Origin of the sequence: Lysobacter soli, from assembly GCF_009755585.1 — a bacterium.
In the GTDB taxonomy this organism is placed as follows: domain Bacteria; phylum Pseudomonadota; class Gammaproteobacteria; order Xanthomonadales; family Xanthomonadaceae; genus Lysobacter_J; species Lysobacter_J soli.
This window is the reverse complement of sequence record NZ_CP046603.1, coordinates 2112115-2135239: the sequence shown is the minus strand read 5'-3', so window position 1 is coordinate 2135239 and position 23125 is coordinate 2112115. Positions and strand designations below refer to the sequence as shown.

The following is a 23125-nucleotide window of genomic DNA, read 5'->3' as shown; positions in this document are numbered from 1 at the left end:
GACAGAGGGCTACTCCATGGCGCTTCATCTCGTTCGAACCGACATCGCGCTGCTGGCGGCGGCGCTTGCGGTGCCCGGCGTCTCGCACGCCGCGGGACGCCTCGTGACCAACTGCAACGACACCGGCGCCGGTAGCCTGCGTGCCGCGATCGCCACCGCGGCGAGCGGCGACGTCATCGATCTGTCGCGCCTGACGTGCACTCGCATCATCCTGACCAGTGGCGAACTGGTCGTGCCCCAGGACGCGCTGACCCTGCGTGGCCGACATCGCGCGGCATTGATGCTGGATGGGAATCTCGATGGACGCGTGATTCGCCATGACGGGCAGGGTTGGCTGCGCATCGAAAACCTTACGGTCGCGCGCGGGCATTTCGTCGGAGCGTCGATCGCGCAAGGCGGATGCGTGCTCTCCTCAGGATCGGTCGCATTGGATTGCGCGCGCGTGCATGGGTGCATCGTCGAGCCGGTTCCGGACGGTGCGGGAGTCAGCGCCGGCGGCGGGGTGGCGGCTGTGGGCGACATCACGGTCCTGCACAGTGCCGTGCACGACAACGAGGCGCAGAAACGGGGAGCGGGCGGCGGCCTGCGCACTGGCCAGGGGCACATCAAGTTGTTGCATAGCGAAGTCATGCGCAATCGCGGCGCGCAGGGCGGCGGCCTCAGCACACTGACACTGACGGCCGTGTACACGACGTTCAAGGGGAATGTGGGCCAGTTCGGCGGCGGCGCGTTCTCGGCGAACCGCGCAATCCTCAACAAGACGACCTTTATTGGCAATCGCTCCGTGGCCGCGCCAGGGTACGGTCAGCAGGAAGGTGGTGCAGGGCTGTTCGCCTATAGCGACGCGTACATCACCGATAGCACGTTCTCGGGCAATTCGGGCACGCGCAACGGAGCGCTGCGGATGGGCTACGGTGTCATCCGGAACTCGACGATCGCCTACAACGTCGACGAGGCCGTGGATTGGGAGACCGGCCAGTGCGGCGGCGCGTTATTCGCCACCGCGTTGCGGCTGGAGAGCTCGCTCGTCGCGCGCAACACCTGTGCGGTGGGAGCGGACCTCGACATCGTCGACGGCGTCTGGATCGAAGGCTCGCACAATCTGGTCGAGCACTCGGCCAGTGCTTTGCCGCCCGACACCCTGCAGGTCGACCCGCACCTGTTGCCCCTGGCGAACAACGGTGGGCCGACGCTCACGCACTTGCCGGCTGCGGACAGTCCCGTGCTGGATCGCGGCGCCAACCCGAGTTCACGCGAGTACGACCAGCGAGGTCCGGGCTACCCGCGCCAACGTGGCCTGGGCGTGGATATCGGCTCCGTGGAACGTTGAGGCCAGTCGCGCGCACGGGGGCCACTAGCCCATGCGGAGGGATCGGTGCCGGCACCTCCCCCCGCTAGACCAGAACGATCTTCACCCCTCGGACGCCGTAGATGGCGCTCAGGCCGTTCCAGCGCGGAACTCGCGGGCAGCTACGGTACGACCCTGTAAAGGCCGCCGCCGAAATAGACGTACCAGCTTCCCTGCAGCCACGCGCTGCCGGTGCCTTCGGCAAAAGGCAAGACGAGCGCTGGCGCCATGCCTGGCCGCCCAAGGTAGAGGTAACCCTCGCTGACGAACATGACTTGTCCGCTCGCGATGGCAAGGATGGATGCATCAGCACCGGCCGGGGAGATCGCCGTCGTCTGGCCCGCGGGCGAACGCAACCACACTTGCCGGGTGGCATTGCCATTGGCCATGTTGATGCGCGTGAACGCGATCCACCCGCCACTTGGAAAGTAGTCACCCCTCGGGGTGAAATTGGTTTCGCTCGCTTCGCGAAGGACTACTTCGCCCAGGCTGTCGTTGAACATCACGATGCGTGAGGCTGTATCCGAAACTTGCTTGCGATAGACGACATTGATTCCGTCGGTCAGCGGATTGAAGTGCGACCACTGCGTGTCATGCGTCAACTGCACGGTCTGCCCAGCCCGGTAACGGAACACGTTGTAGGGCGCCGGCCCGGCGGTGAACACGACTTCGCCGGTATCGGCGACGTCGGCAAGATCGGCGACCTTTCCGTTTCCGATCAGCGTATCGGTGTAAAGCGTTACGTCGCGCAGGTTGAGGTAGCGTCCCGGGCGCCAGGTGGGCCAGATGATGTAGCGCTTATTGTTCGGACTGACCCGCATGCCGCGCGGTGTCCCGTCATTCCACAACGGCGTGTTGCCGCCGTTCCACTCGTACACCGAGTTTTCGTCGTCTTCCGTGATTCCGTACACCACGCCGCGCGCGGTCAGCTTCTCGTAACCAGGTGTATGGCCTGTCCTGTCTGGCACCACGCGCAAGCTTCCGGTCACCCGGTTATGGACCTTCAGCACCGGCCGATCACCCTCGACGACGAAGAACAGGATGCGCTGCGGCGTGACGTCGGTGATGGTGCCATCGACTTCGGTTACGAATTCCAGATGTGCAGCCCGGCTCGGGAATGCCGCAAGTGCGACCAGCAACATGCAGACACCGAGAGCGAAGGTATGAAGCTTGCGTGGAACCCCGTGCGCGTCCATGGCGGTTTCCGACGTTTCGTCCTATGAAGGCCGTATTCTCGACTCGCTCCTGTGAACCCCACGTCAGGCATGTGCTGCAAGAACCGGACTCAGCCGCAAGAAGTATGGCCGCTAGCCGCGCCTCATGTACGAGAACAGGCCATGCTGTCGGGCCGAGTGGCCTGCGAGACGATGGAAAGCGGTTGGCTAATGGCCGAAGCGGACAGCCGAATGCCGCACGCGCCAAGACCGGAGCAGAAAGATAGACGCAGTAACGCGGTCCGTCGCGAAGCGTGGCGCCATGCTAGGAGCGTACGTCGCGCTGGCCGAGACCGCTGGACGCCTGCTCTTCGATATCCGCCAAGGGGCCAGAAGCGGACGGCCGCAAGCCGGGCATGAAGCGGCGTTGGTTTCAACACCGATTAGTCGGCCGCTTGAACTTCGTAGGCACCGATATCTGCGCGGCCGCCCACCACGCGCGGGTAGCCCGGTCCGCGTTGGTCGTATTGCCGGTCGTTGGCATTATTGCCCCGGTTGATTGCCGGACTGTCGGGAAGCAGCGTTAACAGGGGGTGTGCCCAGCCGGCTTGCTGGGGCCCAAGACGCGGATCGGCCGAGATAGTGTCGGACGGTACTGGCACGAGGGAATATCGAATCAGATTGTCGGCACCGACGATGGTATAGCCCTCCCATGGCCGTCCACCGACGTCATACGCCTGCAGTGTTTCGCCTTCTGCCAAACACCTGTTGTTTGCTATCAGAGAACTCTCGATGTGCAGCTTCCGTCCACGTATTGCGCCCACGCACTCGTGTTGCGTCCGGTCGACATTGAGCGCGATGGTGCTATTGAAGATCTCGCCTTGATCAGAAAGCTCGCCAGCAGCCAGGTACACGGCACTGTTGTAGATCACCGTGCTGTCGATGATGCTCGTTCGGCCTGGCCCGTAAACGCACACCGCGCCACAACGATGGTCCGCGTAGTTGTTGACGATCGAGGACTTGTTCAAGGTGACGCTGCCTCCACTAATTTGCATGGCGGCGGCGTTGTGCAATGCGAAGCTATCCCGAATCAGTGAGTATGTGATTGTGGCTCCGCCCGTGCTGAATATGGCGCCAGCATCATGAGCCGCACTGGAGTAGATGCCGGTCCGCAGGAGCGTGACCCGTCCCTCTGTGCTGATCGCTCCTCCTGCGCTTCCGACACCGAAGCCCCGGTTCTCCGTGAAATGGCCATCGCGGGCTGTAACGCTTCTAGCGTGGATGGCCCCGCCCAGCGCCACCGGATTCGTGCCACCTTCGGCCCAGACCTGGCATTCGGAAAACTGGCTAGTGGAGATATCGACGTGACCCTCGGAGAGGACGCATCCACCCATCGCCATGTTTCCACGAACGCGACCTTGGTTGAAGGAGATCCACCTGAGCGTCAGCGTGCCATCGCCGATATGGTTGAAGATCCGACTCAGCATCTGTCCATGCAGGTAGGCGCCGTTCAACGCGTCCAGCCGGCCGTCGATTGTGAGATTGTCCTGTGGCACGACAATCTCGCCACTTGTGAGGTAGATGCGCCGGTAGCAGCTCGCGGTTTGCGCGCTGACGTTCACCGTGTCGCCGTCGGCAGCTGCGGCGACTGTGTCGCGAAGACTGCCCGGACCACTGTCCTGACAGTTGGTCACAAAGACGGTTGCCGCTTGGGACGGCAACGAATGCCAGCCCGCCATGCCGAGCACACCCGACATGAGTACTCTTCGAAAAGTCTGAGCCTTCATGGTCTTGCACCCTATTCGGACCGAATCGTGACCCTTCCGCGAATGAGGTTACGTGCTAGTGAAGGCCCCGGGTTCATCAGTTGAACTAGGGTTGAAACTTGCCCCTCGCGGCTAGTCGTCATGAACTCGTCACCAAGCCTGACTTCGAGTGGCCGAACGACACGGCGCCGAAGTTTGTCGCTTCGACCAAAGCGAGGCACCTGTACGACCTGCTCTGTAACTCATTTGCGACGCAACCGAGCCCGACCGCACTCAAAGTGGCGCAGCTCCGTTCTTAACGAAGGCGCAGCCTGGTCCACCGTCATACGAAGTTCAAGCGGGCGACTAAGACAACGCCGCCTGGCCAGGCACTTGCGGACGCCCGCTTCTGGCCGATAGCGGACATTCGAATTTTGAGGAAGCGGCGAGGGCGAACGAAACAGCCGCAGGTGCGCGTGCGCCCGATTCGCCTGCACCGGCTACAACAGCGCCTTCACTTCAACGCAAACGAGTCGCTGCGCGAGAGATCCCAGAACTTGCGGAACACCGCATGCTCCGGGATGCCGGAAAGCAATTCGCCAGGCTGCAGGAAGCGGTATAGCGCGCCCAGCGAACGTACTTCCACCTGCGACACGCGACGCAATACGTGCTCGGGGTCGATCTGCTCCGGATGTTCCAGCCCGGCCGCGCACAGCAGGTCGCGCAGGCCCTTCAGCGTGTTCTGGTGGAACTGGAAAACACGCGTCGCCTTGTCGGGAATGTCGAGCGAGCGCCAGCGCGACGGGTCCTGCGTGGCGATGCCGGTGGGGCAGCGGTCGGTATGGCAGCTCTGCGACTGGATGCAGCCCAGCGCGAACATGAAACCGCGCGCGGCGTTGCACCAGTCCGCGCCCATCGCCATGGTGCGGGCGATATCGAACGCGCTCACGATCTTGCCCGCCGCGCCGACGCGGATGCGATCGCGCAGATCGAGCCCGACCAGCGTGTTGTGCACGAGCATCAGCGACTCATGCATCGGTACGCCGACGTGGTCCATGAACTCCGCTGGCGCCGCGCCCGTGCCGCCTTCGGCGCCATCGACGACGATGAAGTCCGGAAGCATGCCGGTCTGGCGCATCGCCTTCGCGATGCTGAACCATTCCCACGGGTGCCCGATGGCCAGCTTGAAGCCGACGGGCTTTCCGTTCGACAGCGTACGCAGCCGCTCGACGAATTCGAGCAGCTCGATGGGCGTTGCGAATTCCGAATGTCGCGATGGGGAATTGCAGTCCACGCCTTGCCGCACGCCACGCGTCGCGGCGATTTCTGCCGTCACCTTCGCGCCCGGCAGCACGCCGCCGTGGCCAGGCTTGGCGCCCTGCGACAACTTGATCTCGATCATCCGCACCTGCGGCAGCGCGGCGGCGTCGGCGAATCGCTGCGGATCGAAGCGGCCATCCAGGTCGCGACAACCGAAATAGCCCGAACCCAGCTCCCACACCAGGTCGCCGCCCGGCGCGCGGTGATACGGTGAGATCGAACCCTCGCCGGTGTCGTGGTAGAAGTTGCCCCGCCTGGCGCCTTCGTTGAGCGCCGTGATCGCGGCGGCCGACAGCGAACCGAAGCTCATCGCTGAAATGTTGAACACGCTCGCCGAATACGGCTGCTTCGCACGCTCGCCGATGATCAGGCGGAAGTCGTGCGAGGCGATGTGGGTGGTGATCAGCGAATGGTTGATCCACTCGTAATCGGCGCCGTACACCTCCTGCTGCGTGCCGAAGGGCCGCGTGTCGTTGACCGCCTTGGAACGCTGGTACACCAGTGCGCGCTGTTGCCGCGAGAACGGCACCTCGGCGGTGTCGGCCTCGATGAAGTACTGGCGCATTTCCGGGCCGATCGATTCCAGCCCGTAACGGAAATGCGCAAGGATCGGGTAATTGCGCCGCAACGTGCTCCGGCGCTGCAGCATGTCGCAGGTGCCCAGCAGTGCGAGCGCGCCGAACGCCACCGCGACCCACCACCAGTCCGCATCGAGCCATCCGACGAAGGCGAAGAACGCCGTGAGCACGATGCTCGCGACGTAGGCGGCATAGCGGGACATCGCGTCTCCTGCGGCAAAGGCGGCCGACCTACTGTAGCCCGGACCGGGTGGAAGCGAGCGCGGCTGCGCGAATGACGTTCGCCTTGGGATGCGGAGCACATGGGCGGCATGTCGATGCGAGTCCGGGCGGTCCACGCGTGCGCCACGTGAAGGCCAGGCGCGCCACGCCGTGACGTCGCAGCGCATCGAACCCGCACACTCGGCAAAGAACACGTTGACATGTCCTCTCTTACCATCGGCGCATGCCGAACCGTCCTGCCCACGCCCACGCGGCGGCACCGCACCACATCCCGAGGCTCCAGGTCGCACTCGTCGAAGACGACCAGCTCCTGCGCGAGGTACTGGCCGTCCATCTGGACGGCGCCGGCTTCGAGGTCATCGCCTGCGCGAGCGCGGAAGCGTTCTGGCGCGAGCGTGCGCGCACGAGGTTCGACCTCGTCGTGCTCGACCTGACGCTGCCCGGCGAAGGCGGGCTGTCCGTGCTGCGCCGCCTTCGCGAGACCTCCAGCATCGGCGTGGTCGTGCTCACCGCGCGTGCGCTGCCGGCCGATCACGCGCTGAGCCTGTCCGAAGGCGCCGATGCGTTCCTTTCCAAGCCGGTGGACCTGCACGTGCTGGAAGCCACGTTGCGCAGCGTCGTGCGTCGCATGACACCTCCCGCGCCCGTGCCGGCGCTCGCATGGCGGCTCACCGGCGATGGCTGGTCGCTGTGCACGCCCGACGGCGCGATCGTCGAACTCAGTGCGCAGGAACGCCTGCTGCTGGAAGGCGTCATGGAGGAACCCGGCCGCGTCGTGACGCGCGAAGCGCTGCTGGAGCGATTCGAACGCGCGAGCGAGGAAGTCGATCCGCAACGGCTGGACATGGTGGTGCATCGCCTTCGGAAGAAGGTCGCGCAACTCGGCCACCGCCTGCCGCTGCGCACGCTGTACCGCAGCGGCTACGTGTTCCAGGTCGATGCAACCTCGGTCTGACCGGCGCCGCGTGACATAACAGGCGCGCTCGAAAGATTTCGAAAGATTCGAAAAGTTTTGGTCATTGAATGTGAGGCGCGTCACAGATACAGTGCCGCCCGCTCAGCGACCGGCGTCGTCGGCCATGCCTGCATGGCGACCACGCGTCGCGTTCCGGAAGTTCTTTTTCTGGCACATCCCTTGCAGCGAACGCGCTCTGTCATCGGGGCGCTGCACGACTGCGCCGTGAGCTGAGCAGACGCGTCGGCGATTCGCCGGCGCCGTGTCGAAGAAAACAGGGGATACGCAATGGGTCCGGTCCGTTACACCCGCCGCTTCGCGCGCGGGTCGAGGTTGTGCACGCTCGAAAACGCCAACGGCGCCAACCACGCGCCCGGTCGCGCAGGTCGCGTCGTGCGCGCCCTGGCGGCCACCGCGATGCTGGTGATGTTCGCGCCGCTCGCGTGGGCGGTCGACCTCCAGCTGACCAACCTGTCCGATGACGGCTCGGACCCGACGCCGGCCGGCAGCATCGTGACCTACAGCGTCACGCTGGAAAACGCGGCGGCCGACACCGCCAATGACGTGCGCAGCGTGTTCGACCTGCCTGCGGGTGGCGCGGCCGTCAATCTTCCGGCGTTCTGTTCGGTCGATGCGGGCGACGCGACGCGCGTGGTGTGCGGGCACGGCAACCTGCTGGGCACGCTCGGCGGCGGCGCGCCGGTGACGTTCGAACTGCAGCTCAGCACCGCCGGCATGCCGGTCGCGCCCATTTCAATCGCCGGTGCGGTCGGCCGCGGCACGCCGCCGCCGGCCTCGACGAAGGTGGCCGCCATCGGCGCGCCGTTCATCACCGACACCAACATCGCCAACAACAAGGAAACGCAGACCACGACGCTCACCAGCGCGGGCGACCTGCAGCTGACGAAGACGGCGAATGCCGACCCGGTCGTCGCCGGTTCGCTGATCACCTATACGCTCAGCGTGCGCAACAACGGACCCAGCGCGAGCAGCGGCTTCAGCGTGGTCGACACGCTGCCGTCGGGCGCGACCTTCGTCGGCCCCGCGACCGGCACGGGCTGGAGCTTTTCCGGCGCGAACGGCACGTATGCCGGGTCGCTCGCAGCGGGCGCGACCGCGACGTACCAGTTCACCGCACGCGTGACCGCCGCCGGCGGCACCATCGTCAACAGCGCCGTGGTCAATGCCGGCGCGACGCCCGATCCGGTCATCGCGAACAACACCGACGACGTAGGCGCCACCGTCATCGCCGGCGCCGACATGGAGATCACCAAGTCCGCAACGCCGACGCCGGCCACTGGCGGGCAGCCGATCACCTTCACCCTCAACGTGATCAACCGCGGGCCGAGCCCGGCGGCGAACGTGAGCTTCACCGACACGATGCCGGCGGGGTTCCTGATCACCAACGGCAACCAGCCCGCCGGGTGGACCTGCACCACCACGGGCGACCAGACCGCACGCACCTGCGCGCGCACGACGCCTTACGCCTCCGGTTCAAGCGACACCTTCACCATCGAGGCGATGGTGCCGTCGTCGGGGCAGGGCAGCAGCGGCAACCAGACCAACACCGCGACCGTGACCAGCGCCACGGCCGATCCGACGCCGGCCAACAACACCGGCAGCGTCACCTTCACCGTGCTCGCCGACGGCGCGGACCTGGAGCTGGCGAGCAAGACCAAGGCGCCAGGCGTGGTCGCGACGTGGAGCGGCAGCGGCGACGATTCCGACAGCCGCATGACCTCGACGATCCGCGTGCGCAACCGCGGTCCGCGTCCGGCGACGGGCCAGGTCGAAGTCGCCGACACGCTCGCCGCGGGCGAGGAGTTCGTGTCTTCCTCCAGCGCCTCGTGGACCTGCGCCGCGCAATCCGCGTACGCGGCGCCGCCGGCACGCCAGTTGGTGGTGTGTTCGCTCAATGCCGGCTCGCTGCCGCTGGCGGTCGCCAACGGCGCCGGCAATCCGCTGGCGCCCGATCTCGTCCTGGTCACGCGTGCACGCGCCGCGGGCACCCTCACCAACACCGCATGCACCGGCGGCAGCGGCGGGTCGGCCGAACCGCTTACCGGCAACGGCGTGGACGTCGACGGCAATACCGCCAACGACTGCTCCGGCGCCGGCGTCCGCACGACGACGCAGCGCGCCGACCTGCGCATCGCCAAGCAGACCAACGGCGCGGGCGATGCCGACAACACGCTGCCGCTGGGCTACACCGGCGCGGACTACACGCTGACCGTCACCAACGATGGCCCGGACGGCACCGCCGGCGTGGTCGTCAACGACCAGATCCCGGGTTTCATCAACGGGCGTTCCAGCGCGACCGTGACCACGCCCGCGGGCTGGTCCTGCAACGTCGCCGCAAACGGCAGCGTGCAGTGCCGTTCGAACAACACCGTGCTCGCGTCCGGTGCGTCGGCGGTGCTGACGATCCATGCGGTTGGTCCGTTCAACGACAGCGCGACGACGACGAACGTCGCCTGCGCCGGCACGACCCTCAACGGCATCCGCTGCGGCGCGGCCGGCGTCGGCGTGGATGCGTCGATCGCCGGTGCGGTGGGCGAGGTCAACACGGCCAACAACTCGGCATCCGACTGGGTGCGCGTGCCGCGCGTGGCCAACGTGCGCACGCGCAGCAAGACCATCACCAGCGGCGCGGTGGGTCGCGAAGGCGTCAACAGTGTCTACCGCATCGACTACGACAACCAGGGTCCGTCCACCGCGACGGGCGTGGTGTTCCGCGACGTCTTCACGCTGCCGGCGAACGACGCGGGCTTCGTGATGATCAGCGCGAACCGCACCACCGGCGGCAGCGGCAACACCGCGTGCGCGATCTCCGCCAGCCCGGAAATCAGCGTCGCCTCGGCCGCGGGCGGCAGTTCGTACTCGACGCCCGGCGCATCGGGCACCGTCACCGTGACGTGCCCCGCGCTGAACATGGGCAACGGCGTGAACGAAAGCCTCACCGTCACGATCCGCCCGAACAATCAGCCCGGGGGAAGCGCCGGGCGCCAGATCGACAACGTCGCCGGCTTCGGCTTCACCGCGGTGTCGAACGGCACCGACGGCAACGGCGCGTTCGACTACAACAGCGTCGCCACCGTCGCCGACGACGAGAAGACCGCGTCGCTCACGTTCCAGGCGAACGCGGTGGACCTGATCACGAACAAGGTCGACACCGGCTTCACCGGTGGCGTCGATCCGCTCGGCTTCGACCAGAGCAACCCGGCCGGCAATCTCGTCAACTATCGCGTGACGGTGACCAACCAGGGCCCGTCGGTCGCCAACAACGTGCGCGTCCGCGACACGATGTCGCCGATCGCCGGCCGCACCGTCACCTTCCTGGGCACCTCGCTCACCGCGGGCGGGGCGCTGGAAGGCACTTCGCGCTGCGCCGTCGTGTCCGGCAGCAACCCGACCACCGGCGCGCCGCTCGAACTGGACTGCGTGATGCCGGGTATCGGCTTCGGCAGCAACGTCAACGGCGTCGTCGGCGTCAACCAGACCAGCACGATCTACCTGCGCTACCGGTACGACACGCCGCCGGGCGCGACGGGCGACACCATCAGCAACGTCGCCGTCGCCAGCTCCGACGAAGTCGACACCCAGCCAGCCAACAACTCCGAAGGCGAGAACACGTCGATCCGCTCGCGCGCCGACGTGGCCGTGAGCAAGACGATGGTGCTCACCGCCGACCAGGACCCGGCCGTCCCGCTGCCCGCGTCGGTGACGCAGGTATCGATCCTGCAGCCGTTCTTCTACGTCATCGACGTGGTGAACAACGGCCCGGGTTCGAGCCTGTCGCTCGACCGCAGCGGCAACAACCCGCTGGAAGGCACCGGCACGGTCGTGACCGACACGCTGCCGGCGGGCGTGGTGGTCACCGGTCCGATCACCTGGCGCAAGCGCGGCGTCAACGCCGGCGGTCAGGAGCCCAACGGCACCGGCCAGTGCATCCAGGCGGGCAGCGTGGTCACCTGCAACCTCGGCGACGTCACGTTCGATCCGGGCGAGCGGGGCCGCGTGCGCATCCTCGTGCCTGCGCGGTGGGACGCCGTACCCGCCGGCGGCACCAGCAACAACAGCGTGAACGTGAAAAGCGAGCAGGTCGACCCGGTGCCGGGCAACGACAACGTCACCGTGCCGCTCGGCATCGTCAGTTCGAGCCTGGCAGGCACCGTGTTCGAGGACCGCCAGCGTGACGGTGCCAACGGCGGCACGCCACAGGCCGCCGCGAACGAACCGCGCGTGGCGAACGTGACCATCACGCTCACCGGCGTGGATGCGTACGGCAACGCGGTCAACCGCTCCACGACCACCGACGCGAACGGCAACTACAGCTTCGCCAATCTCGCGCCGTCGGACGCGACCGGCTACAACGTCACGCAGACGCAACCGGCCGGTTACGTGAGCGGTCCCGTGGCTCCGCCCACCTCCGGTGGCGCTGCGCCGTCGTCGGGCGGCAGCTACGACGCGGGCGCGCCGAACTCGGCCTACACCGCCGTCGTCGTGGGCGCGGGCGTCGCCGCCACGCGTTACCACTTCCCCGAAGTGCGTCGCCCGAGCCTGTCCGGCTTCGTCTATTCCGACGACAACTTCGACAACGTGCGCAATCCCGGCGTGGACGGCGCGATCGCCGGCGCCACCGTCGAGCTGCTCAATGCGGTCACCCACGCCGTCGTCGCGACGCAGGTGACCAACGCGTCGGGCTTCTACCAGTTCACCGATCTCGACCCGACCATCGCCTACACGCTGCGCGAGCCGCTGCCGGCGGGCAGCTACGTGAACCGTCCGGGCGCGGTGAATCCCGGTCTGGTCGGCGGCATCGCGTGCGCCAGCGGTTGCCTCGCCGGTACCGGCATCGCGCCGGATGCCGCCACGACCGATCGCATTGCGCAGATCGACCTGTCCGCCGGCGTCAACGGCACCGAGTTCAACTTCGGCGAAGCGGCCAACGGCGCGTCCCTTGGCGGCCGCGTGTGGCTGGACATCGACAATGACGGCGCGATCGACGCGGGCGAAACCGGCATCGCGAACGTCGCCGTCACGCTCACAGGCACCGACCGCAACGGTGTCGCGGTCAGCCTGACCACGACCACCGCCGCCGACGGCAGCTACTCGTTCGCGAACCTGGTGGCCGGCAACTACACCGTCACCGAGCCGACGCAGCCGACCGGCACCCTCAACGGTCGCACCGTCGCCGGTAACGCCGGCGGCACGGCGAGCGTTCCGTCCGTCACGCCGTCGGCCGTCACCGCGATCGCGCTCGGCGCGAACCAGGCGGCGACCAGCTACGACTTCGGCGAGATCCAGCCCGCGTCCGTCAGCGGTCGCGTGTATTACGACCACGACGACGACGGCAACGTCGATGCGGGCGAAACCGGCATCGCGGGCGTGCAGATCGTGCTCGCCGGAACCGCCGACGACGGCACGCTGGTCAACCGCACCACCACCACCGACGCAAACGGGGCGTATGCGTTCCTCGACGTGCGTCCGGGCACCTACACGGTGACCGAGCCGACGCAGCCGGCGAACACCACCAACGGCCTGACCACTGCGGGCAACATCGGCGGCGTCGCGATGGGCACGGCGACCGGCCGCGCCGTCGTGCCGTCGGCCATCGCCAGCATCGTGCTCGCGCCGGAACAGAGCTCGGTCGAGAACAACTTCGGCAAGATCGCCGATTCCCCGGACCTGCTGGTCAGCAAGTCGGCCACGCCGGCGACGTTCACCGTCGGCACCGACAGCACCTACGTCGTGCGCGTGCGCAACGCCGGCAATGCGCCGACCGCGGGCCAGTACGAAGTGGAGGACCGCCTGCCTACCGGCGTCACCCTGTCGTCCACGCCGACCGGCACCGGCTGGACCTGCGTCGGCGCCGTCGGCGCGGACCGTTTCAGCTGCACCAGCACCGACGTCATCGCGCAGGGCACCACGCACGCGGCCGACATCACCGTGCCGGTCGCGGTGTCGGACGCCGCCGCGGCCGCCTCGCCGGTCGTCAACGCGGTGATCGTGCGCGGCGGCGGCGAAACGCCGGCGCGCGTGCCCACGCAAACCGAGGAAGGCGCCTTCGCCGCCACCATCGGCGCGCTGCCGGTGTGCGATCCGTCCATCGCGCACAACGCGTGCCGCATACAGACGCCCGTGCAGCGCGGCGCTTCCGTCGCCGGCCGCGTGTTCTTCGACAACAACGACAACGGCGTGATCGACGCCGCCGATGAAGTCGGCATCGCAAACGTGCAGCTCGTGCTGACCGGCGCGGACGAACTCGGCAACGCGATCAACCTCACCGTCACCACCGACGCCGACGGCCGTTACGTATTCCCGAACCTGCGTCCGGGTACCTACGTGGTGACCGAACCGACGCAGCCGGCGGGCAGCACCAACGGCATCACCACGGCGGGCACCATCAACGGCGCAAGCGTCGGCACCGCGACGGCAAAAACCGTCGTGCCATCGGCCATTTCCGCGATCGCGCTCGCCGCCGGCCAGGACTCGATCGGCAACGACTTCGGCGAGGTCGCCGATTCGCCGGACCTGGTCGTCAGCAAGTCCGCGACGCCGGAGCGTTTCACGGTCAACAACAGCGCGACGTATTCGATCCGCGTGCGCAACATCGGTCCGAAGGCGACCATCGGCGAATACGTCGTCGAAGACCGCCTGCCGACCGGCGTGACGCTGTCCGCCACGCCGACCGGCAATGGCTGGGCGTGCACCGGTGCGGCGGGCGATTCGCGACTGCGCTGCACCGGCACGGCCACCATCGCCTCGGGCGTGACGCTGGGCGATGCCATCACCGTGCCGGTGCGCGTCGGCGCCGAGGCCGCTTCGGCTTCGACGATCCGCAATGTCGCGATCGTTCATGGCGGTGGCGAGGATGCGCAGCATTCGCCGACCACCGACGAGCGTGCCGCGTTCGAGGGCGACACGTCCAGGCTGCCGGTGTGCGATCCGGCAATCACGCACAACGCCTGCCGCATCGAGACGCCGGTGCAGGCCGCTGCCTCGCTGTCGGGCACGGTGTGGTTCGACATCGGCAACGAAGACGTGCTGCTCGACGGCGGCGACCGCCGCCTGCAGGGCTGGACGGTGGAAGTCGTCGATCCGGCAACCGGCCGCGTCGTCGCCACCACGACCACCGCCGCCGACGGCAGCTATCGCGTCGCGGACCTCGTACCGGGCGTGCAGTGGAACGTGCGTTTCCGCGATCCCAACGCCGGCGCGCTGTGGGGCTTCCCGGTGACGGGCGAGACCGCCAGCGGACCGGCCGCCGCGTGCGACACCGCCGGTGCGCTCGCGAACCATCACGCGTCCTCGTGCCGCAACACCGGCGACGGCGTGAGCCAGCTCGAGGTCGTGCTCGTGTCGGGCGAGAACCTGCCGCAGCAGAGCCTGCCGATCGATCCGAGCGGCGTCGTGTACGACGCGGTCTCCCGCGATCCGGTGCCGAATTCGGTGGTGACCCTGGAACCGGCGGGCGTGTGCCCGGGCTTCGATCCGAACACCTCGCTGCTCAACGTGGCCGGCGGCGGTTACTCGGTCGAAGGCAATCGCGTGTCGATGACCGTCGGCAACGACGGCTTCTACCAGTTCCTGTTCGGCCCGGCCGCACCGGCGAGCTGCGAATTCCGCCTCACCGTGACGCCGCCGTCGGGTTACGCGTTCCAGTCGCAGATGATCGTGCCGCAGAACGGCACGCTCACCGCGCCGGGCGCTGTCGGCACGACGTACCCGGTGCAGCCGCAGTCCACGCCGCCGTCGGGCGCGGTGGGCGAGGGCACGCGCTACTACCTCTCGCTGGTGGCCGGTTCCGGTACCGCGGGCATCATCCACAACCACATCCCGCTCGATCCGGCCGTCGCGCCGGGCCTGGTGATCAGCAAGACCGGCCACCGCCAGACGGTCGAGGTCGGCGACACGCTGCTGTACACGATCACGATCCGCCAGACCGCCGGCAACGCGCTGGCGTCGGTGAACGTCCTCGACCGCCTGCCGCCGGGCTTCACCTACATCGAAGGCACGGCGCGCGCGAACGCGGCGGCAATTGCCGAACCGCTCGGCAAGCCCGGTCCGGTGCTGTCGTTCCAGGCCCGCGGCGTCCGCATCGGCGAGCAGATCGTCCTGAACTATCGCGTCCGGGTGGGCGTCGGCAGCCAGCAGGGCGACGGCATCAATCGTGCGCAGGCACACGGCTGCAACATCGCCGGCGGCTGCATCGACGCGAACTCGCTGCAACCGCGCGCGGGCGCCGTCGCGTCGAACCGCGCCGAGTACCGCGTGCGCGTCACCGGCGGCGTGTTCACCGAAGAAGGCTGCGTCCTGGGCAAGGTCTTCGTGGACTGCAACAACAACCACGTGCAGGACCGCGAGGAACTCGGCGTGCCGGGCGTGCGCATGTACTTCGAGGACGGAACGTGGATGGTGTCGGATTCGGAAGGCAAGTACAGCTACTGCGGCCTGCCGCCTAAGAGCCACACGCTGAAGGTCGACGCATCGACGCTGCCAATCGGCTCTCGCCTGACCACCAGCAGCAACCGCAACCTCGGCGACGCGGACAGCCTCTTCATCGACCTGAAGAACGGCGAGTTGCATCGCGCCGACTTCATCGAGGGAAGCTGTTCCAACCCCGTGCTCGAACAGGTCAAGGCACGCCGCACGCAGGGCGAGGTGCGCGCGCCGGAGACCGAAACGAACGGGAAGTCGTTGCGCTTCGACAGCAAGTCGGCGCGCTGGCCGCAACAGGGCACCGATTCGTCGAAGCAATCGCCGCGGATCGTCGAACCGCGCTCGACGGAGCCGCCCCAAACGCATGGCGCGCGCAACACGGAGACGCAGCCATGAGCCGTGCACGCATGAAACACCCGCGCGCACCGAAGCTGCGCATGACCACGCTCGCCTGCGCGCTGCTCGCGTTGCCGGCCTTCGCGCAGACCGTCGGGCAGTCCGGCCGCTTCACGCCGGTGCTGGGCGACGCGCAGGCGCTGTATCCGCGCGCGCCGCAGTCGGTCGTCGCGCCGCCGCGCGTCACCGCCGTCGCATCGGGCGACGTCGATTACGCCGTCAACGCGCAGGCCGCGCTGGTCGAAGTGGAGCTCGATCGGGACGGCGTGCCGGCCGACGGCCAGTCGCCCGTGCACGTGACCGTGCGCGTCCGAGGCAGCGATGGCGAACCGTTGCGAGGCGAAACCTTCGCCACGATCGAACACTCCGGCGGCCGCGTGAAGCTGCCGGACGCGCGCACCGACGAACTCGGTCCCGCGCACCTGGACGCCGACCGCGCCATGCCCGGCGTGCAGCTGCGCCTGATCGACGGCGTCGCCGAATTCGACCTGCTCGCGCCGCACGACCCGCAGGACGTGCTGCTGCGAATCACCGCCGGCGGGGAGACGGCCGAGGGCGTGGTGAGCTTCCTGCCGGAAATGCGCGAGATGATCGCGACGGGCCTGATCGAGGGCATCGTCAACTTCAAGCGCGACCGCAACAGCGTGATCGACCCGGTGCGAAGCGACGACGGTTTCGAGCGCGACATCCGCCGCTGGGAAAAACAGTTCAACAACGGCAAGGCGAACGCCGCCGCGCGTACCGCCTTCTTCGTGAAGGGCCGCATCAAGGGCGAATACCTGCTTACCGCGGCCTACGATTCGGACAAGGACGTGCGCGGCCGCCTGCTGCGCGATATCGATCCGGAAGAGTTCTACCCGGTGTACGGCGATTCGTCGCTGCGCGGCTTCGATGCGCGCTCGGCGGAACGTTTGTACGTCCGCGTCGACAACAAGCGGAGCTACCTGCTGTACGGCGATTTCCAGACCGGCGACGGCCTGGCGAACACCACCGGCGTCGGCACGCGCGGCGGGGCGATCCCGCAGCGCAGCCTGGGCACGTACAACCGCACGGCGACTGGCCTTGGTTGGCATTACGAGAACGACCGCGTCCGCACGAACGTGTTCGCCATCGAGGATTCGCTGCGCCAGGTGATCGACGAACTGCCCAGCCAGGGCAGCGGTCCGTACGGGCTTGCGAACAACGCCGTACTCGAAGGCAGCGAGCGCGTGGAAGTGATCGTGCGCGATCGCAACCAGCCCTCGCGCATCGTCTCCGTGCGCCCGCTCGCCCGGCTGGTGGACTACAGCTTCGAACCGTTCTCCGGCCGCATCCTGCTCAACCAGTTCCTGCCGGCGTTCGACAGCGACCTCAACCCGGTTTCGCTGCGCGTGACGTACGAGCTGGACCAGGGAACGGAGCGCTTCTGGGTTGTCGGCGGCGACGGGCAGTTCCGCCTCAACGATCGCCTCGAAGTCGGTGGCAGCTACGTCGACGACCGCAATCCGTTCGCGTCGTTCCAGATGGGCAGCGCGAACGTCGGCATCCGCCTCGGGAAAAACACGTTCCTTGCGCTGGAGGCCGCGCGCACGCGCAGCGACGTCAATACGAACCCGATCAACCAGTACTCGACGCCGGCCTTGCAGGATCTGAGCGGTGAAGTCGAAGGCGATGCGTACCGGCTGGAACTGGCGCACACGGGGGAAGCGTTCGACGCAAGCGTGTTCGCGGCACAGACCGATCCGGCGTTCAACAACGCGGCGTCGCCGTTGTACGGCGGTCGCGGCGAATACAACGCCGAAGCCACCTATCGCGCGGGCGATCGCACCGAGTTGTACGTCGAGGCCTTGCGAAGCGAAGACCGCAATCCCGACGGCGGCGAACGTGATGCGGCCGGCGCGGGCGTGCGCTACAAGGCGACCGAACGCATCACGCTGGACGGCGGTTATCGCGCGATCCGCGAAACCATCGGCGCGTACTCGACCTGGTCGAGCGCGACGCCGTTCGGCGACACCGGCGGTCTGAGCGGCGGTTACGCAACCGGCGCGGCCGGTGGCACGCTCGGCTACGGCCAGCAGCCGCTGGATCCGCTCAGCGGCCTGCCGGTGATTCGCAGCAATGGCACCGTGCCCACGAGCGACCTGCCGATCGGCACCGAACTGTCGTCAGACACCGTTCGCCTGGGCCTTGGCTACAAGGTGAGCGATCGCATCGTGATCGGTGGCGAAGCCGAGCAGGACGTGCGTGGCGAGGATCGCAACCGCGTCGCGCTGGGCGCCGACTACCAGTGGCGCGAACGCACGCGCCTGTACGGCCGCTACGAGAAGCAGACCGGCCTGACCAGCGAGTACGGCATCACGCAGGCGCATGGCGAAAGCGACGCGCTCGTGCTTGGCGTGGACAGCAGCTACCTGCGCGACACGCAGGCGTTCACCGAGTACCGCATGCGCGACGCGATTGCCGGCCGCGACCTCCAGGCCGCCTCGGGCATCCGCAACCAGTGGGACGTCAGCGAAGGCCTGCGCCTGAGCAGCTCGGCCGAACACGTCAAGGTGTACGACGGACAGAGCGGCGACGCTACGGGGCTGGCGTTCGCGCTGGATTACAGCGCCAATCCGCTGTGGCGCGGGGCCGCGCGCATTGAGCACCGCATCTCCGGCGACGTTCGCGAGACCGACACCGACGAGCGTTTCGACACGACGCTGCTGCAGCTGATGGCCGCACGCAAGCTCAACCGCGACTGGACGCTGCTCGCGCGCAACTACCTGCTGTGGACCGATTACGCCGCGCGTGGCGACGTGCTGCAGGACCGCTTCCAGCTCGGCGTGGCGTATCGCGACACCGATCGCAACCGCGTCAACGCGCTCGCCCGTTACGAGTACAAGCTGGAAAAGGACGAAAGCGGGCTGGCGACCGGCAGCGCGACGTCGGGGGACGGCGGGCAGGACCTGCGCGTCGCGGCGCACATCGTCAGCACGCACGCGGACTGGCATCCGTCGCGTCCCTGGTGGCTCACCGGCCGCGTCGCCGCGAAGTGGCAGCGCGACCAGTTCCTGTACGCCGACGGCAACCGCGTCGAAAGCCGCTTCCGCGGCGTGCTGGTATCGGGCCGCGTCGTGTACGACATCACCGAGAACTGGGACGTCGGCGTGCTCGCCGCTTCGTTCCGCGGCCAGGACGGCGCGAACCAGTACGCCACCGGCGTCGAAGTCGGACGCCTGCTGCGCCAGAACCTGTGGCTGTCGGCCGGCTACAACTGGACCGGCTTCCGCGGCGACGACGACCTCAGCGGCTACGAATACACCCAGGAAGGCGTGTTCCTGCGGCTGCGGTTCAAGTTCGACGAGGACTTGTTCCGCCGCGAGGACCGCCGCTACCGCGAACCCCAGCATTGAGATGAAGGCCATGACCAAGCACACCACCGCATTTACCGTGGCCGCGCTGTCGCTCGCGCTCGCCGCCGGGCTCGCGCAGGCCGCGTCGCTGGCGCCGCAGCAGCCGCGCATCACAGACGAAGCGATCTACGGGGACCACTCGACCTACCAGGCGACGCAGGACCGCATCCAGGCGCTCAACGACGCGGGGCGTCCCGTGCGCGACTACGCCCTGTCCAAGGCGCAATGCTGGCTCGACGTGTCGTTCCACGAGTACACGCGCAACGATCGCAGCGGCTTTCCACGATGGTCGCTACTAGCCATAGGGGTGCCGTTCCAGGTAACTCTGCGCATCCGCTGAGGGATTGGAAACCAGTTCGCTTAGGCGGGAGATCGAAACGACTGGACGATCGAGGTCGTCCTTCAGAAAGAAGCTGTCCGAAGCTAGCTCCGCATGGTGGAAGTGTCCGCGCAGGTCGACCGGCCCACCACCTTTCAATACCACTTCATGCACCAGACGGCCCGCTTGGTCGGCCAATTTTGCGATCCACCGTTCGGCATATCCGGACGCCAGTTGGCGATACACGCGTACGCGGCCGCGGCGGCCTGGGAGCGAACGTGCAAGCTTGTTTCGCTCAGTTTCGAGGGTGAAGCTGTTCTGCCGCACTGCAGCGGCAGCCTCATGGATCGGTGTGGGATCTACGCCCTGCATCGACGCGATATGGAGAAGACGATCCTCGATCAGTTCAAGTATCTGCTCCTCACGCTGCCTCGGTGACATCGCGTGGTATCGCTTGAAGTCGAAGGACTCCACATAGATTTCGGTGGTGCCCAGCACTTGAAGATGTGCAGGGTCGATGTCTCGTCGCGCACCCAGCGTGATCTGCACCATCGAAGACCCATCCAGCGTGAAGTCGCGCGCAAGGAACGCCTGGAAAATATTCACTACATGATGCGTCGTATGGCGGAACGGGAATCCCGGCGCCACCATGCCGTGATTCGAAACCAATGCGCTGGCCTCGACACGGACCTCCCTCAACTTGGTCATGCATCCCGTCTCAGGAAATAGGCAGGTCTCGACATGTGTCGCCTCCATGGCAAATGAATGACCGCTTTGGGTCGAAAGCGGACATTAGCACTGCCAAGCCCGCTAAGCGCCCAAACGCCCCCTTTCGACCAGGAGTGGACACCATGCCTACTTTGCCGACGATAGGCGGACGTTGCCGATGCAACTGCTAAAGGTCGTTCACTTCTTCGAGCGACCATTGCTCGTAGCTGATGATCTTGATTCCATGACAGGTCCGGCAGCTGTCCACAATGATGTCCTTTTCAACCGGTGAGACAGCCGAGGTCGAGGCTTCGCCGATGGCCGCGTCCCAACGCGCGGAACTAGAAAGGCAAGTCGCCGATAATGTCATCCAGCACCGAATCAATACCAGGTTCGCGCTCTTTGACGACGTGGTAACGCTCGGAGAAGCTGCTACGGCTTCCTTTGTTCCAATCTCGTCCGTGAAATAACTGATCATCTGACACCGCGCCGAACTAATGCCAGGCGCCGTAGGCCGTCGCGGGCAGACCAATCGCGAGCGCGATGTAGTACCACGGGATCTTCTTCTCCACGGTGTCCATGACCGTGGACTCGTACAGGCCCATCGGGCGCTCGGCAGCTTGACGCGCTCGAGGATGACACCTCGCAGGTCCGTCGGGAACCGCCTACTTCGGCACTTGGAATTGCACCTCTACGCGACGGTTGGGCAGCAGGCATTCGTGCAGCACGGCGCGATCGCGGACGCCTTCGCACGATTGCACCTGCTCGGTGTCGCCGCGGTATTCGTAGGACACGAGTGCGGGATCGATGCCCTGCCCGACCAGGTACGCCTTGACCGTTTCCGCGCGATCGCGCGAGAGCGTCTGGTTGTAGTCGAAGCCGCGACCCTGCATGCGGTCGGCGTGACCCACCAGGCGAACGGCGGTGATGGTCCGTCCCTCCTCCCGCACGCGCCGGATCGGGCGTCCGCCACTTCCCGGCTAACTCCGCGGGTGACTCGTATACGGCGGCCGATGTCAGGCCCGGTTAAGCGGCGCGCAGTGGTGTCTTCCTTCGACCTGAAGCGGACGGACTGCCCATGGAGGGAGAGGAGCGGAAGGCTTGCGTGGAGCCTAATAGTCCTCAAGCGTCTGCTCCATTCGTACTGGCGAGAGCGAAGGCATCGCGCAAGCATCATCCTGATGCGGATGGTGGTCTGCGCGTCCGAGCTCGATGTCACCAATTGATGCCGTCGAAAGATTGTGCGTAAGAACACGCCCCCATGGTGGTTGCCGCAACGCATTTGATGTGCCGGCAGGAAGGCGCGGGCGCGCCATATCAATAGGTGTACTGAAGCTGCAGCCAGGCCTTGTAGGTGTCGACCGTGCGGGTGGCATCGTCCGAGCGGTAGCGCGCGAGCTTGACCAGCGCGGTCAGTCGCGGCGACCACGGCAGCCGATGCTGGTACGACAGATCGGATTCGCGTCCGAAGTCCGCACCGCCCCGGTCGGCGATGAACTCGTGGTACCAGGCCTGCAGCTGGCCGCCCCAGAGCGGCGTGGTCGCGCCGATGTAGCGATCCTGGATGCCGTCCGCCGCGGTGGTCAGGAACTGGTCCGCCCAACCCTGGAAGGCATGCTTCGTCCCGAGCGGCGTCTGGAACGCGCGGTTTCCATCGCCTGTGCCGCGTCCCGCGCCGAGCTTTTCGTACCCGGCACGCAGCTGCACCTTGTCGATCGCGTAGCCGAGTTCGGCGAGCACGTAGCGGCTGTCGAGGGCCCACGGGTTGCCGGCCGCATCCGTCTGCCGCGCGAGTTCCAGTGCGTAGCTCCACGCCTCCATCGCGCCGCTTGCGCGCAGGCCGGTGGTGATGCTCGACAGCGTGCCCAGCGGCGCGTCGGCGGTCACGGCCATGTTGTCCAGTTCAAACCGGTACTGGTAGGCGGTGACGACGAGTGCGGGCGAGAGCTTCGCCTGCAGGTTGAGCAGGTGGCTGCGCCCTTCGTATTCGGCGGGATTGGTCGCGTTCGCGCGATCGTTGTCGGGACCGAACACGCTTTGAACCTGGTCGACGTAGCTGTACCAGAGCGCAATCTTCTCCGTCGGCTTGAACTGCACCGACGCGGCGTCGAAGGTCTGCTCGTTCTGGCGCCAGCCGACGCCGCCGATGAAACGCTGGTTGTCGAGGTTGATGCGCTGGCGGCCGAGGATCACCGCGACGTTGTCGTGGTCGTAGCGGATCAGCGCCTGGTTGAACGCGGTGCCGTCTGGATCGGCGACTGCCGCGTAGGCGGTCTGCCCGTTGCGGGTGCTGTTGAAGCGTTCGGCGCCGAGGTGGCTGACGTTGTCGAGCTCGACCAGTCCCGACCAACCCGCAACGCGCGCCGTGCGATAGCCGATGCGCGTGCGCAGCGTCTGTGCCTCGGCATTTTCCAGCGCGTTGTCCGGATCGACGTGCTCGAAGCGGTAGCGCGCTTCGAAGATGAACCTGTCGCCGGTGTCCGGTTCGGTGGCGTGTGCCGATGCGACCAGCAGCCCGAATGCGAGCGGAGTCAGGACGAAGCGGTGAACGTGTTGCGACAAGA

The 23125-nt window shown here is 66.9% G+C and carries 12 protein-coding genes; 5 read left to right on the top strand and 7 right to left on the bottom strand.

The window, feature by feature from the left end; translation table 11 throughout:
• Positions 1-16: 16 nt before the first annotated feature.
• Entirely contained in the window at positions 17-1330 is a 1314-nt protein-coding gene (locus tag GOY17_RS09605) for a choice-of-anchor Q domain-containing protein (RefSeq protein WP_157030222.1), read from the top strand.
• A 140-nt stretch (positions 1331-1470) separates the two neighbouring features.
• Here the strand turns inward: GOY17_RS09605 and GOY17_RS09600 are convergent, their stop codons facing one another.
• From GOY17_RS09600 to GOY17_RS09590, 3 genes are all read right to left on the bottom strand, one after another.
• Complete coding sequence (locus GOY17_RS09600; RefSeq protein ID WP_157030221.1) at positions 1471-2544, bottom strand: hypothetical protein; 1074 nt, start codon at positions 2542-2544, stop codon at positions 1471-1473.
• Between the two features lie 401 nt (positions 2545-2945).
• Positions 2946-4259, bottom strand: a complete 1314-nt coding sequence (locus GOY17_RS09595) for a choice-of-anchor Q domain-containing protein (RefSeq protein ID WP_157030220.1) — start codon at positions 4257-4259, stop codon at positions 2946-2948.
• A 502-nt stretch (positions 4260-4761) separates the two neighbouring features.
• Positions 4762-6348, bottom strand: a complete 1587-nt coding sequence (locus GOY17_RS09590; RefSeq protein ID WP_157030219.1) for an FMN-binding glutamate synthase family protein — start codon at positions 6346-6348, stop codon at positions 4762-4764.
• 242 nt (positions 6349-6590) lie between these two features.
• Between GOY17_RS09590 and GOY17_RS09585 the strand changes: the two genes are divergently transcribed.
• From GOY17_RS09585 to GOY17_RS09570, 4 genes are all read left to right on the top strand, one after another.
• Positions 6591-7322, top strand: coding sequence for a response regulator transcription factor (locus GOY17_RS09585; protein WP_157030218.1), 732 nt, complete (start codon positions 6591-6593; stop codon positions 7320-7322).
• A gap of 288 nt (positions 7323-7610) precedes the next feature.
• Positions 7611-16160 carry an SdrD B-like domain-containing protein gene (locus tag GOY17_RS09580; protein ID WP_157030217.1) on the top strand — a complete coding sequence of 2850 codons (8550 nt, stop codon included), beginning with the start codon at positions 7611-7613 and terminating at the stop codon, positions 16158-16160.
• Entirely contained in the window at positions 16157-19534 is a 3378-nt protein-coding gene (locus GOY17_RS09575) for an Ig-like domain-containing protein (protein WP_157030216.1), read from the top strand. Before GOY17_RS09580 ends, GOY17_RS09575 begins: the two co-directional genes overlap by 4 nt.
• A 10-nt stretch (positions 19535-19544) precedes the next feature.
• Complete coding sequence (locus tag GOY17_RS09570) at positions 19545-19874, top strand: hypothetical protein (protein WP_157030215.1); 330 nt, start codon at positions 19545-19547, stop codon at positions 19872-19874.
• On the opposite strand, the gene GOY17_RS09565 is transcribed toward GOY17_RS09570, so the two are convergent.
• The 4 genes from GOY17_RS09565 to GOY17_RS09550 all read right to left on the bottom strand — a co-directional run bounded on the left by GOY17_RS09565 (position 19830) and on the right by GOY17_RS09550 (position 23123).
• Positions 19830-20561: a hypothetical protein gene (locus GOY17_RS09565; protein WP_157030214.1), complete on the bottom strand. Its 732-nt coding sequence runs from the start codon at positions 20559-20561 to the stop codon at positions 19830-19832. The two genes, GOY17_RS09570 and GOY17_RS09565, sit on opposite strands and share 45 nt — an antisense overlap.
• A 187-nt stretch (positions 20562-20748) precedes the next feature.
• Positions 20749-21039, bottom strand: coding sequence for a hypothetical protein (locus GOY17_RS09560; protein ID WP_157030213.1), 291 nt, complete (start codon positions 21037-21039; stop codon positions 20749-20751).
• A 187-nt stretch (positions 21040-21226) separates the two neighbouring features.
• Positions 21227-21511 carry an OmpA family protein gene (locus GOY17_RS09555; protein ID WP_157030212.1) on the bottom strand — a complete coding sequence of 95 codons (285 nt, stop codon included), beginning with the start codon at positions 21509-21511 and terminating at the stop codon, positions 21227-21229.
• 367 nt (positions 21512-21878) lie between these two features.
• Complete coding sequence (locus GOY17_RS09550) at positions 21879-23123, bottom strand: alginate export family protein (protein ID WP_157030211.1); 1245 nt, start codon at positions 23121-23123, stop codon at positions 21879-21881.
• Positions 23124-23125: the final 2 nt, after the last annotated feature.

Coding starts and splice junctions, on each gene's coding strand:
- GOY17_RS09580 (WP_157030217.1), top strand. CDS start 7,611: ATGGGTCCGGTCCGTTACACCCGCCGCTTCGCGCGCGGGTCGAGGTTG.
- GOY17_RS09605 (WP_157030222.1), top strand. CDS start 17: ATGGCGCTTCATCTCGTTCGAACCGACATCGCGCTGCTGGCGGCGGCG.
- GOY17_RS09570 (WP_157030215.1), top strand. CDS start 19,545: ATGACCAAGCACACCACCGCATTTACCGTGGCCGCGCTGTCGCTCGCG.
- GOY17_RS09575 (WP_157030216.1), top strand. CDS start 16,157: ATGAGCCGTGCACGCATGAAACACCCGCGCGCACCGAAGCTGCGCATG.
- GOY17_RS09600 (WP_157030221.1), bottom strand. CDS start 2,544: ATGGACGCGCACGGGGTTCCACGCAAGCTTCATACCTTCGCTCTCGGT.
- GOY17_RS09585 (WP_157030218.1), top strand. CDS start 6,591: ATGCCGAACCGTCCTGCCCACGCCCACGCGGCGGCACCGCACCACATC.
- GOY17_RS09590 (WP_157030219.1), bottom strand. CDS start 6,348: ATGTCCCGCTATGCCGCCTACGTCGCGAGCATCGTGCTCACGGCGTTC.
- GOY17_RS09560 (WP_157030213.1), bottom strand. CDS start 21,039: ATGATCAGTTATTTCACGGACGAGATTGGAACAAAGGAAGCCGTAGCA.
- GOY17_RS09595 (WP_157030220.1), bottom strand. CDS start 4,259: ATGTCGGGTGTGCTCGGCATGGCGGGCTGGCATTCGTTGCCGTCCCAA.
- GOY17_RS09565 (WP_157030214.1), bottom strand. CDS start 20,561: ATGACCAAGTTGAGGGAGGTCCGTGTCGAGGCCAGCGCATTGGTTTCG.